Below are 12,142 nucleotides of genomic sequence, written 5' to 3'. Positions count from 1 at the left end.
TCCGTTTCGCACCCCGATAGCGTAGCGCTGCTGCCAGCGTGCTGTCAGGAGGACGAGCCCGCTGAAAGGTTGAGCGCGTGCGCAATGACCTTGCGCATGACATTGGGCAGCGCCTCGTCCGCAAGGGTGGCGAGCGGCACCCAGCGCATGCCCTCGGGCGCACGGGTGCGGGCTGCGGCCTTCGCCGTGTAGACCACCAGCTCCAGCGGAAAATGTGTGAAGACGTGGGTGACGACGCTCATTTTGCGCTGCCAGCGCGACAGCCCCTTCAGCGCCGGCGCCTGCAGCTTCGCCGCCGCGTCGTCCTGGCCGGCGAGCCAGTCCGAGCCGGGCACTTCGGTCATGCCGCCGAGCAGGCCCTTTTCGGGCCGGCCGCGGACCAGCAGATCCTCGCCGCGTGTGACGACGAAGGCCGCTCCGCGCCGCAACGTTCCGCTCTTCTTCGGCGCCTTGCGCGGAAAGGTCTCCTGCGTGCCTTGGAGGCGCGCCGTGCAATCCTCGTTCAGCGGACACAGCGAGCAGGCCGGCTTTTTCGGCGTGCAGATCGAGGCGCCGAGATCCATCAGCGCCTGCGCGCTGTCGCCGGCGCGGGAGTTTGCAAGCAGCGTCGCCGCTAGTTGCTGGATCAGAGGTTTCGCCTGCGGGAGCTGATCTTCAACTGCAAAGAGCCGCGACACCACGCGCTCGATATTGCCGTCGACCGGCATGGTGTGGCGATCGAAGGCGATCGCCGCGATCGCCGCCGCCGTGTACGGCCCGATGCCCGGCAGCGCACGCAGCCTCTCCTCGGTGTCGGGAAAGATGCCGCCATGCTCGCGCGTCACCGCGACCGCGCAGGCGTACAGGTTACGCGCGCGCGAGTAATAGCCTAGCCCGGCCCACATCCGCAGCACATCATCCTGCGAGGCCCGTCCGAGCGCAGTGACATCCGGCCAGCGCGCGACGAATTTTTCGAAATAGGGCCCGACCGCCTTCACCGTGGTCTGCTGCAGCATGATCTCCGACAGCCAGACGCGGTATGGGTCCGACGTCTCGCCGGGCGCGGCACGCCAGGGCAACCGGCGGCGGTGGCGGTCGTACCAAGCAAGCAACGCCACCGGGCGTGATGATGTCTCCGGCTGAGAAGGTTCCGGCTTCGGCTTACGGACGGATCTGGAGCTCATTCCTGCACTGTAACGGCAATGCACCGGCCTCTCTACGTCATGCCCGCGCTCGTCGCGGGCATCCACGCCTTTCTTCGAGGGAAGAACGGGATGGCCGGGACATAGGCGAGCGGAAGCGACGCCGTCCTTCGGACGGCTAGGCCCGGCCATGACGCGCCGCGGGTCTGTGGCCCGCCCGCCGAAGTGCTATAAGGACCCATGTCCAAATTCCCTCCCAAACCCGGTCCGATCAGCGCCAAGCCGCTGGGCATCCTGCTCAACGACGTCTTTGCCGAGGCCTATGCCAAGCAGGGCTTTGCGGCGCGCGAGCTGGTGACGCGGTGGGCGCAGATTGCAGGTCCCGAGATCGCGGCCCATGCCGAGCCGCTGAAGATGCAATGGCCGCGCCCGGTGGAGGGCCAGCCGCAGGAGCCGGCGACCCTGGTGCTGCGGGTCGAGGGGCCGATGGCGCTGGAGATCCAGCATTCCGCGGACGTGATCCTGGAGCGCGTCAACCGCTTCTTCGGCTGGAGCGCGGTCGGCAAGCTCGCCTTCCGCCAGGCTCCACTGTCGCGCCCGCGCCGACCGGTCCGGCCCGGCCCGCCCGATCCCAAATCGGTGGCCAAGGTGGCGGAGAGCCTGGGCGATATCGAAGATGAACAACTGAAGACGGCGCTGGCGCGGCTGGGGGCCGCCATCAAGCGAAATTGAGCCTTATTTCGCGGCCAATCTGGACCCGTCTCTACCGCTCGCCATTGCCTCAAGCTACGTTTCAAGCTAGCGACAGGCCGCCCGGGCGGGAACCTCATAGACCCCCTGGGGCGACATTTTTGCCAATTCGGGAGCCGACCTTGATCATCACCCGCCGCGCCTTCACCACGATGCTGTCGCTGACCGGGCTTGCCGCGCTCGCCGGGCTGTCGCCGCTGCGGTTCATCTCGGAGGCCGCGGCGCAGTCCGCCGCCGACGTCACCAAGCCCGTGTCACTGCCCGACATGGCGCTCGGCCCGAACGATGCCGCCGTCACCATCACCGAATACGCCTCGATGACCTGCCCGCACTGCGCCGCCTTCAACGAGCAGGTGTTCCCGAAGATCAAGAAGGAATACATCGACACCGGCAAGGTGCGTTACATCTTCCGCGAGTTCCCGCTCGACATCAAAGCCGCCGCCGGCTCGATGCTGTCGCGCTGCATCGCCAATGGTGATGGGCCGAAATACTTCGCCGTCACCGACATGCTGTTCCGCCAGCAGAACGACTGGGTGGTGAAGAACACCACCGAGACCCTGACGCGGATCGGCAAGCAGGCCGGCCTCACCCAGCAGCAGGTCGAGGCCTGCCTGAAGGACCAGGCGCTGCTCGACAAGATCGCCGCCGACCAGAAATATGCCAGCGACGTTCTGAAGGTGGATTCGACGCCGACCTTCTTCATCAACGGCGAGAAGATCAAGGGTGAGGCCTCGTTCGAGGAATTCGCCAAGAAGATCAATCCGCTGCTGAAGAGCTGATTCGCTCGTCAAGATTCTGATTCGCATCTCGAAATCCGTATCTTTCCCGGCATAAATCCCTTGGGAAAAGCGGCTTTGGCCGGTTGCCCTCGCGGGGCACCGCGGCCATTGTCCAGCCGCATGAGGCGCCTCGCGCGACTCACCCGGATAGCGACACTGTCTTCCATGGTAGTGTCCCGGCAGGGGGATTCGCGCCTGCCAACAGAGATGCGTGCTTATGAAAATCACCCGCCTGCGCCTTCACGGTTTCAAGTCCTTCGTTGAGCCCACGGACTTCGTCATCGAGCCCGGCCTGACCGGCGTGGTCGGCCCCAACGGCTGCGGCAAGTCGAATCTCGTCGAAGCGCTGCGCTGGGCGATGGGTGAGACCTCGTACAAGTCGCTGCGCGCCGCCGACATGGACGCGGTGATCTTCGCAGGCTCCGGCAACCGTCCCGCGCGCAACCACGCCGAAGTGACGATGACGATCGACAATGCCGATCGCACCGCGCCGGCGGCGATGAACGACAGCCAGCTGCTCGAAATCTCCCGCCGCATCGAGCGCGAGGCGGGGTCGGTCTATCGCATCAACGGCCGCGACGTGCGCGCCCGCGACGTGCAGATCCTGTTTGCGGATGCCGCCACCGGCGCGCGTTCGCCGGCTCTCGTCCACCAAGGCAAGATCGGCGAGATCATCCAGGCCAAGCCCGAGCAGCGCCGTCGCGTGCTGGAAGACGCTGCCGGCGTCGCCGGTCTGCACGCCCGCCGCCACGAGGCCGAGCTGCGGCTGAAGGCGGCCGAAACCAACCTCACCCGCGTCGAGGACGTGATCGGCCAGCTCGCAGGACAAATGGAAGGCCTGAAGAAGCAGGCCCGCCAGGCCGTGCGCTACCGCGAGGTCGCGGCCAAGGTCCGCAAGGCCGAAGCAACCCTGTTCCACCTGCGCTGGGTCGGCGCGCATGCCGACGTCAACGAATCCGGCCAGACCCACGATCTCGCGGTGCGCGAGATGGCCGAGCGCACCCAGCACCAGGCCGAAGCCGCCCGCATCCAGGCGATCCGCGCCGCCGAAATGCCGGCGCTACGCGATGCCGAGGCGCGCGCCGCCGCAGGCTTGCAGCGCCTGACCAATGCTCGCGAGCTGCTCGACCGCGAGGAGGAGCGCGCCAAGGAGCGCGTCGCCGAGCTCGAGCGCCGCCTTGCCCAGTTCGAAGGCGATATCTCCCGCGCCCAGCAGCAGACCATGGACGCCGACGTCGCGCTGCAGCGGCTCGACACCGAAGATTCCGAGCTGAAGGAAGAGATCAAGTCGCGCGTCGAGAAGCGCTCCGGTGTCGACGAGCGCGTCGGCGAAGCCGAGGCGGTGCTGACCGAAACCGAACAGCAGTTCGCCGAGCTCACCACCGCGCTGGCCGACCTCACCGCCAAGCGCAACCAGCTCGAGGCCAACGTCCGCACCCACCGCGACAAGCTGGCCCGGCTCGACCAGGAGATCGCGAACGTCGCTGCGGAAGAGCAGAAGCTTGCCGCCGAGACTGGCGGCTTTGGCGATCTCGACGAGCTGACCGCGACGGTCGAGACCGCGGAGCAGACGCTGGCCGCCTCGGAAGCCGCGGCGCAAGCGAGCGAAGCCGCCCACGTCGCGGCACGCCAGACGCTGGAATCCTCGCGCTCGCCGCTGGTCGAGGCCGACAAGCGCGCACAGCGGCTCGAAACCGAGGCGCGCACGATCTCCAAGATCCTCAACGGCGAGACCAAGAATCTGTGGCCGCCGATCATCGACGGCATCACCGTCGACAAGGGCTTTGAAAAGGCCATCGGCGCCGCGCTCGGCGACGATCTCGATGCCCCGATCGACCCGTCGGCGCCGATGCGCTGGACCAATGTCGGACACACCGACGGCGATCCGGAGCTGCCGGAAGGCGCCGTGCCGCTCGCCAATCATGTGCAGGCGCCGGCCGAGCTGACGCGCCGTCTGGCCCAGATCGGCGTGGTTCCGCGCGAGCGCGGTGCCGAGCTGGTCTCGCAGCTCAAGACCGGCCAGCGGCTGGTCTCGCCCGAGGGCGACGTCTGGCGCTGGGACGGCTTTGTCGCGGCGGCGCATGCGCCGACCGGTGCAGCCCGCCGCCTCGCCGAGCGCGCCCGTCTCGTCGACATCGAGAACGAGCTGGAGCAGGCCCGCATCGACGCGCAGATCAAGCGTCAGGCGCTGGAGAACGCCGAGTCCGAGCTGCAGATGGCCGCGAGCACCGAAGGCGCCAGCCGCGAAGCCTGGCGCGCCGCCCAGCGCGAGCTCAACGTCGCGCGTGAACGCCATGCCACCGCCGAGCGCGAGATCAGCCGCCACGCCGCGCGCAAGGCGACGCTGTCGGAAGCGCACAGCCGTCTCGCCGCCGACCGCGCCGAGGCCGAGGCCGCCTACGAATACGCAGAAGCCGGCATCTCCGAGCTGCCGTCGAGCGAGGATACCGAGACCCGTCTGGCCGCGGTTCGCAGCGACATCGAAGGCCATCGCCGCATGGCCGCGCAGGTCCGCGCCGAGGCGCAGGCGCTGGCACGCGAGGCCGAGCTGGCCGACCGCCGCGTGCAGGCGATCCTCGCCGAACGCACCGAGTGGCAGAACCGCAAGGAGAGCGCGGCCTCCCACATCGACACCATCCAGGCCCGCATTGCCGAACTCACGATCGAGCGCAGCGATCTCGAAAACGCGCCGCAAGTGTTCGCCGAGAAGCGCAGCGCGCTGATCACCGAGATCGAATATGCCGAGAACGACCGCCGCATGGCCGCCGACGCGCTCGCCACCGCGGAAAGCGCGATGGCGGAGACCGATCGCGTCGCCAAGCTGACGCTCGAAGCCCTCTCCAGCTCGCGCGAGGCCACCGCCCGCGCCGAGGAGCGCATGGAAGGCGCGCGGCGCCGTCTCGAGGACATCGAACGCGAGATCCGCGACATGCTCGAGGTCGAGCCGCAGGCCGTCGCCGGCCTCGCCGAGATCGAGCCCGGCGCGGAGCTGCCGCCGCTGCACGACATCGAGGAAGACCTCGAAAAGATGCGCCGCGACCGCGAGCGCCTAGGGGCCGTCAACCTCCGCGCTGAAGAAGAGCTGCGCGAGGTCGAGACCCAGCACACGGGTCTGGTCACCGAGCGCGACGACCTCGTCGAAGCCATCAAGCGGCTGCGCCAGGGCATCCAGAGCCTCAACAAGGAAGCGCGCGAGCGTCTCCTGACCTCGTTCGAGGTCGTCAACAACCACTTCAAGCGCCTGTTCGTCGAGCTGTTCGGCGGCGGCGAGGCCGCGCTGCATCTGATCGAGAGCGACGACCCGCTGGAAGCCGGCCTCGAAATCATCGCCAAGCCGCCGGGCAAGAAGCCGCAGACGCTGTCGCTGCTGTCGGGCGGCGAGCAGGCGCTGACCGCGATGGCGCTGATCTTCGCGGTGTTCTTGACCAACCCTTCGCCGATCTGCGTGCTGGACGAAGTCGACGCGCCGCTCGACGACCACAACGTCGAACGGTACTGCAACCTCCTCCACGAAATGACCGGCTCGACCGACACGCGCTTCATCATCATCACGCACAATCCGATCACGATGGCGCGGATGAACCGGCTGTTCGGCGTTACGATGGCTGAGCGCGGCGTGTCGCAGCTGGTGTCGGTCAGCCTGTCAGAGGCGGTGGACATCCTCGACCAGAACGTGGCTTGAGAAGATTGACCGTCATTCCGGGGCGATGCGCAGCATCGAGCCCGGAATCTCGAACCACAATCTCTGGATTCCAGGTTCGCGCTTCGCGCGCCCCGGAATGATGGGAGGTTGATGATGATCTCACCCACCCTCCCCGCCGAATTGAAAGCCGCCCTTGACGGCAGGCTGCAGGGCTTCTCCCGTACCGACGCCGCACAGCGTTCGCAGAAAATCTCGACCAGCTACCGCGCCGGCGGCGGCTCCGGCACGATCAAGTCGGACGCCGATGCGCTCGCCTATGCGCTGGCGCGCATGCCGGCGACCTACGCGGCCGTCGCCGCAAGCCTGAATGCGCTGACCGAGATCGCACCGGATCTGGCTCCGGAAACGCTGCTGGACGTTGGCGCCGGCCCGGGCACCGCGAGCTGGGCCGCCGCGGAGGCCTTTCCCTCGCTACAGGATTTTACCCTTCTCGACGCCAATGCCACTTTGAGCCGGCTCGCGCTCGAACTCGCGCGCGACAGCACGCGGCTGGCGGAATGCCGCTATCTGCCGGGCGATGCCGGCGGCAACCTCGCCGAGGTCGCGCAAGCGGATCTCGTGGTTGCGAGCTATGTCATCGGCGAGCTCAGTGAAAGCGAGCAGCGCGCGCTCGCCGCGGCCATGTGGGCGAAAGCGCGCCACGCACTGGTCGTGATCGAGCCCGGCACGCCAGCCGGCACCGCGCGCATCCTCGCGCTGCGCCAGCAATTGATCGCGGCCGGCGCCTTCGTCGCCGCCCCCTGCCCGCACGAAAAACCCTGCCCGCTCACCGCGCCCGACTGGTGCCATTTCAACCAGCGCCTGCCGCGCTCGCAGGCACACCGGCAAATCAAGGGCGCGGAGGTGCCATTCGAGGACGAGCGCTTCATCTACGTCGCGCTGACCCGCACGCCGCCCGCCGTGCGCGCCGCGCGCGTGCTGGCGCCGCCGGATGTCGGCAAGGCCGAGATCACGGCCAAGCTCTGCACCGAGGATGGCGTCGCCATCACGAGGGTGCCTCGTCGCGACAAGGCCGCCTATGCCGGGGCACGCCGCTGGCGCTGGGGCGACGCCGTTCTGTCCGAAAGTTAACCTCGTTCCGGACTTTTGCTTTGAACGCGGGCGGCTCCACATTCGACCAAGCCTTACCTCTCCTCTGCGCCGGGCTCTCATCCTGCGCCAATTTGGTCTAGGCTAGCGCCCGCCTTCTTCCCCCTTCAGGAGTTCTCCATGTCGACCGGCTGGATCGTTCTCGGCGTCATCGTCGTCCTCGCGCTGTTCGCCTTCAGCGCCTACAACCGCCTGGTGGCGCTGAGCCAGCGCGTCGGCCAGGCCTTTGCCGATATCGACGTGCAGCTCAAGCAGCGCCACGACCTGATCCCGAACCTGGTCGAGACGGTGAAGGGCTACGCCTCGCACGAGCGCGGCACGCTCGACGACGTCATCAAGGCACGCAATTCGGCGATGTCGGCGCAGGGGCCGGCGCAGGTGTCCGCGGCCGAGAACCAGCTGTCCGGCGCGCTCGGCCGGCTGATCGCGCTGTCGGAGGCCTATCCCGACCTCAAGGCCAACGCCAATTTCCAGCAGCTCGCATCCGAGCTTTCCGACCTCGAGAACAAGATCGCGGCGAGCCGCCGCTTCTTCAACAACGCGGTCCAGGAATACAACACCGGCATCCAGCAGCTGCCCGCCGCTTTGTTCGCCGGCATGTTCGGCTTCACCAGGAAGGACTTCTTCGATCTCGGCGCCAGCCGCACCGAGGTCGAGGCCGCGCCGCAGGTGAAGTTCTGATCTTGAGCCGATAGGCCGGCAGGGCACCCGCGTCATGGCCGCGTATGGTCTCTACACGCACATCGCCTCGAACAGGTTTCGTTCGATGCTTCTGCTCGCCGGCCTGTTCATGCTGGTCTACGTGCTGGTCTATGCTGGCGCGTTGGTCGCCGAAGTCGTCATCAACGGCAATGAGACCGTCGTCTATTACCTGAGGCGCGCCCTCCACGATCTGATCGTGGCCGCACCGGTTGCGACGATCGTGGCGGCGGCCTGGGTCGTGATCGCCTATTTCTTCCACCAGTCGATGATCGACGCGGTGACCGGCGGCCACGACGTTACCCGGCAGGAGGAGCCGCGGCTCTACAATCTGCTGGAAAACCTCTGCATCTCGCGCGGCATTACCATGCCGAAGCTGAAGATCATGGAGAGCCCGGCGCTGAACGCGTTCGCGACCGGCCTCAATCCCAGGCAATATTCGATCACCGTCACCACGGGTCTGCTCGATGCGCTTGATGACAAGGAGATCGAGGCGGTGCTGGGCCATGAGCTGACCCACATCAAGAACGGCGACGTGCAGCTGATGGTGGTCGCCGTCATCATCGCAGGCGTGGTCGGCTTCTTCGGCGAATTGTTCTTCCGCCTGTTCACCAATTTCAATTGGAGCTCCGGCTCCGGCGGCTCATGGTCCTCGGGCTCCTCCTCCTCGTCGTCGCGGTCGTCCTCGTCATCGAGCGACAACAAGAGTTCCGGCGGCGGCGCGGGGATCGTCATCATCATCGCGATCGTGCTGATCGTGGTGGCCTGGCTGCTGTCCCAGGTTGTCAAGCTCGCACTGTCGCGTTCGCGCGAATATCTCGCCGACGCGGGCTCCGTCGAGCTGACGAAAGACCCCGATGCGATGATCTCGGCGCTGCGCAAGATCGAGAATCGCGGCGAGCTGCCCGGCGCGACCTCGGCTGTGATGGAGCTCTGCGTCGACAATCCCCGCGAGGGCTTTGCCGATCTGTTCGCGACCCACCCGTCCGTGCAATCCCGGGTCGACGCGCTCGTCAAGTTCGCCGGCGGCCACGATCCGGGCCCGCTGCCGCCGACCGAGGAGACGGACGAGCCCGAGGCGCAAGCTGACCCGCAGGACGCCCCACCGCCGCTGCGTCATGGCCCGTGGGACGATGCGGCCGCTCCGCCGCCCCTGCCCGCACCCGGCCCCTCCGGGACCGCGAGCAGCAACCCGGCGGGCAATCTCATGGGTCCCTGGGGCCGTCATTAAGCACGCGATGTCCTGCCACGCGCAGCGGGTTTCGCCGCGATTGGGAAAAACTTCGGGAATTGCCGTATCGGCATGCCGAGGAATTGAATTCTCCCTTGTTTCTGCCATGTTCGCGCCCAACAGCAGACTTGGGACATCCTTCGGACATCGATTTGGGGCCCGGCCGATTGCGACCTCGCGATCGGGGGCGCGCGTTAGGGGACAGCAATGGCAAAGCCGGCAGTGGTTGTGGTGGGCGCGGACAAGGGCGGGGTCGGCAAGACCACGGTATCGCGCACCTTGCTCGATTATTTCTCGGCCAACAACGTGCCGACGCGCGCCTTCGACACGGAATCGCCGCGCGGAACCCTGAAGCGCTTCCACCCCGACATCACCGAGATCGTCGACATGACGACGACGGCCGATCAGATGAAGATCTTCGATACGCTCAACGCGACCAGCCCGTCGGTCACCGTGATCGACGTCCGCGCCGGCCTGCTCTCGCCGGCGCTGGCCTCGCTGCGCGACATCGGCTTCTTGGATGCCGCCAAGGCAGGCCAGATCACCTTCGCGGTGTTCCACATCCTCGGACCCTCGATCGCCTCGCTGGACGAGATCGCCGAAACCGCGGGCTTCATGACCGGCGCAAAATATTTCCTGGTGAAGAACTTCATCAACGACACCCAGTTCTTTCAATGGGACCAGGCGACCTACAATTCCTACTTCCACCGCATCAAGGACGCGACCGAGCTGACCATCCCCAAGCTCAACGAAATGGCCTATGAGCAGGTCGAGGTTTCGTCCGTCCCGTTCCTGAAATTCGTCGCCAACAAGGGCATCAGCGACGAGGCCGCGAACTATTCGTTCGTGCTGCGCGGCTATGTCCGGCACTGGCTGGCCAATGTCTGGAGCGAGTTCGACCGGATCCGGCTGACCGACATCGTCGGCTCGAAGCCCGCGACCCGCAACAGCGAAAAATAGTTGCGCAAGCAGGGCTGATACGGCTGGATTGGTCGCTAGGTTCGACTGATATAGCTGCCGATGCCCGCCACGCCCGTCTACATCATCTGCTCGCCCCGCCCGCAGGTCGGCAAGACACTGCTGGCGCGGCTGCTCGCTGAATTTCTGCTGCTCAAGAACGGCAACGTCGCGGCCTTCGACGTCAATCTGAAGGAACCGTCGCTGCTCGACTACCTGCCAAAGATCACGGAGACCGCCGACGTGATCGACACCTACGGCAAGATGCAGCTGATGGACCGCGTCATCGTCGATGATGGCATGGCCAAGGTGATCGACCTCGGCTTCCACGCCTTCGACGAGTTCTTCAAGATGACCGACGAGATCGGCCTCTTGAAGGAGGCCGCCCGCCGCCATGTCGCGCCTCAGATCCTGTTCGTCGCCGACACCGATCGCGCCTCCGCCCGCGCCCACGAGATGCTGCGCGGGCAGATCCCGCGGATGAACCTGATCACCGTGGACAATGAATATGTCGTGCGCGGCGAGCTGCCGGCCGCGATGGCCGGCGGCCGGCTGTTCCGCCTGCCTGCCTTGCCCGGCTTCCTCAAGACCTATGTCGACCGGCTGAACTTCTCCTTCACCGGCTATCTGCGCCAGGAGAAGGACGCCTCCACCGAGCTGCACCAATGGACCCGGCGGAATTACTTTGCCTTCCGCGAGCTCGAGCTCAGCCTGATCCTTCAGCGATCCTAGATAATTTCACCCGGATAATATTGACTGCGGGTTGGAGCGGGCTTATTGAGGCGGGCATCAATATCCCCCTCAGCAAGGCCCGTCACCGTGAGCATCGACCGGAAAGCAGCGATCGCCGCCTACAAGGAGCGGAAGACCATTGCGGGCATCTTCGTCGTGCGTTGCGCGGTCTCGGGCGAGGCCTGGGTCGGCCAGGCGCCGAACCTGGAGACGATCCGGAACCGCATCTGGTTCTCGCTGCGCCAGGGCAGCCACACCTGCCGCAGCCTTCAGGCTGCCTGGAATGCGCATGGCGAGCCCGGCCTGACCTTTGGCGAATGCGAGCGCCTGGAGGATGAGGAAACCGCCTATGTCAGGAACGCGCTCCTGAAGGAGCGCCTGCTGCATTGGCGGGATGAACTGAAGGCCGAGGCGATCTGAAGATCGTGGCGACCTCTCAGTGTCCCTCGAACGTCATCAGCGTGCGCACCGGCACGTCCATGGCGCGCAGCTTGGCGGCGCCGCCGAGCTCGGGCAGATCGATGATGAAGCAGGCGGCGACGACGTTGGCGCCGATCTGGCGCAGCAGCTTCACCGCGCCTTCCGCGGTGCCGCCGGTGGCGATGAGGTCGTCGACCAGGATGACGCGCTCGCCGGGCTGGATGGCGTCGACATGCATCTCCATCTCGTCGATGCCGTATTCGAGCGAATAAGCGATGCGCACGGTGGTGTGCGGCAGCTTGCCCTTCTTGCGGATCGGCACGAAGCCGGCCGAGAGCTGGTGCGCCACCGCACCGCCGATGATGAAGCCCCTCGCCTCCATGCCGGCGACCTTGTCGATCTTGTTGCCGGCCCAGGGGTTGACGAGCTCGTCGACCGCGCGGCGGAACGCGCGCGCGTCCGCGAGCAGGGTCGTGATATCGCGGAACATGATCCCCGGCTTGGGATAGTCGGGAATGGTCCGGACGCTCGCCTTGATGTCGTGGTCAAAGGTCATTCGGTTCTCATCTCAGTTGTCATTCCGGGGCGATGCGTCAGCATCGAACCCGGAATCTCGAGATTCCGGATCTGGTGCTGACGCACCATCCCGGAATGACGAGGT

The 12,142-nt window shown here is 66.3% G+C and carries 11 protein-coding genes; 9 read left to right on the top strand and 2 right to left on the bottom strand.

Annotated elements, in window-relative coordinates:
• Positions 1-44: 44 nt before the first annotated feature.
• Positions 45-1,163, bottom strand: coding sequence for an A/G-specific adenine glycosylase (gene mutY, locus XI03_RS34710; protein ID WP_271594607.1), 1,119 nt, complete (start codon positions 1,161-1,163; stop codon positions 45-47).
• 198 nt (positions 1,164-1,361) lie between these two features.
• Here mutY and XI03_RS34705 point away from each other — a divergent pair, with 198 nt between their 5' ends.
• The 9 genes from XI03_RS34705 to XI03_RS34665 all read left to right on the top strand — a co-directional run bounded on the left by XI03_RS34705 (position 1,362) and on the right by XI03_RS34665 (position 11,481).
• The gene (locus tag XI03_RS34705; protein ID WP_028141692.1) at positions 1,362-1,853 is read left to right on the top strand and encodes a DUF721 domain-containing protein; all 492 of its coding nucleotides are present in this window, start codon (positions 1,362-1,364) and stop codon (positions 1,851-1,853) included.
• A gap of 140 nt (positions 1,854-1,993) precedes the next feature.
• Positions 1,994-2,650 (top strand): DsbA family protein, encoded by a 657-nt coding sequence (locus tag XI03_RS34700; RefSeq protein WP_038972146.1) that lies wholly within the window; start codon positions 1,994-1,996, stop codon positions 2,648-2,650.
• A 217-nt stretch (positions 2,651-2,867) separates the two neighbouring features.
• Positions 2,868-6,332, top strand: a complete 3,465-nt coding sequence (gene smc, locus XI03_RS34695) for a chromosome segregation protein SMC (RefSeq protein ID WP_212429494.1) — start codon at positions 2,868-2,870, stop codon at positions 6,330-6,332.
• A gap of 111 nt (positions 6,333-6,443) precedes the next feature.
• A complete protein-coding gene (locus XI03_RS34690) occupies positions 6,444-7,424 on the top strand; it encodes a small ribosomal subunit Rsm22 family protein (protein WP_028141695.1) in 981 nt (326 codons plus the stop codon).
• Between the two features lie 138 nt (positions 7,425-7,562).
• Positions 7,563-8,123, top strand: coding sequence for a LemA family protein (locus XI03_RS34685; protein ID WP_018323315.1), 561 nt, complete (start codon positions 7,563-7,565; stop codon positions 8,121-8,123).
• Between the two features lie 34 nt (positions 8,124-8,157).
• Positions 8,158-9,372: a M48 family metallopeptidase gene (locus XI03_RS34680; protein WP_271594606.1), complete on the top strand. Its 1,215-nt coding sequence runs from the start codon at positions 8,158-8,160 to the stop codon at positions 9,370-9,372.
• A gap of 207 nt (positions 9,373-9,579) precedes the next feature.
• Positions 9,580-10,332: a hypothetical protein gene (locus XI03_RS34675; protein WP_028141697.1), complete on the top strand. Its 753-nt coding sequence runs from the start codon at positions 9,580-9,582 to the stop codon at positions 10,330-10,332.
• Positions 10,333-10,392: 60 nt separating this feature from the next.
• The gene (locus XI03_RS34670; RefSeq protein ID WP_028141698.1) at positions 10,393-11,061 is read left to right on the top strand and encodes a hypothetical protein; all 669 of its coding nucleotides are present in this window, start codon (positions 10,393-10,395) and stop codon (positions 11,059-11,061) included.
• A gap of 87 nt (positions 11,062-11,148) precedes the next feature.
• Complete coding sequence (locus XI03_RS34665; RefSeq protein WP_028141699.1) at positions 11,149-11,481, top strand: GIY-YIG nuclease family protein; 333 nt, start codon at positions 11,149-11,151, stop codon at positions 11,479-11,481.
• Between the two features lie 16 nt (positions 11,482-11,497).
• Here XI03_RS34665 and XI03_RS34660 read toward each other — a convergent pair whose 3' ends face one another.
• Positions 11,498-12,037, bottom strand: a complete 540-nt coding sequence (locus XI03_RS34660) for an adenine phosphoribosyltransferase (protein ID WP_018323310.1) — start codon at positions 12,035-12,037, stop codon at positions 11,498-11,500.
• Positions 12,038-12,142 lie beyond the last annotated feature (105 nt).

Origin of the sequence: Bradyrhizobium sp. CCBAU 65884, from assembly GCF_028128835.1 — a bacterium.
In the GTDB taxonomy this organism is placed as follows: Bacteria; Pseudomonadota; Alphaproteobacteria; order Rhizobiales; family Xanthobacteraceae; genus Bradyrhizobium; species Bradyrhizobium ottawaense.
Note: the sequence above shows the minus strand (reverse complement) of the source record. Positions and strands in the feature narration are given on the sequence as shown.

What these genes read in the sequence shown, in the direction of transcription:
- XI03_RS34660 (WP_018323310.1), bottom strand. Translation starts at nt 12,037, where the DNA reads ATGACCTTTGACCACGACATCAAGGCGAGCGTCCGGACCATTCCCGAC.
- XI03_RS34680 (WP_271594606.1), top strand. Translation starts at nt 8,158, where the DNA reads ATGGCCGCGTATGGTCTCTACACGCACATCGCCTCGAACAGGTTTCGT.
- smc (WP_212429494.1), top strand. Translation starts at nt 2,868, where the DNA reads ATGAAAATCACCCGCCTGCGCCTTCACGGTTTCAAGTCCTTCGTTGAG.
- mutY (WP_271594607.1), bottom strand. Translation starts at nt 1,163, where the DNA reads ATGAGCTCCAGATCCGTCCGTAAGCCGAAGCCGGAACCTTCTCAGCCG.
- XI03_RS34685 (WP_018323315.1), top strand. Translation starts at nt 7,563, where the DNA reads ATGTCGACCGGCTGGATCGTTCTCGGCGTCATCGTCGTCCTCGCGCTG.
- XI03_RS34705 (WP_028141692.1), top strand. Translation starts at nt 1,362, where the DNA reads ATGTCCAAATTCCCTCCCAAACCCGGTCCGATCAGCGCCAAGCCGCTG.
- XI03_RS34675 (WP_028141697.1), top strand. Translation starts at nt 9,580, where the DNA reads ATGGCAAAGCCGGCAGTGGTTGTGGTGGGCGCGGACAAGGGCGGGGTC.
- XI03_RS34670 (WP_028141698.1), top strand. Translation starts at nt 10,393, where the DNA reads ATGCCCGCCACGCCCGTCTACATCATCTGCTCGCCCCGCCCGCAGGTC.
- XI03_RS34690 (WP_028141695.1), top strand. Translation starts at nt 6,444, where the DNA reads ATGATGATCTCACCCACCCTCCCCGCCGAATTGAAAGCCGCCCTTGAC.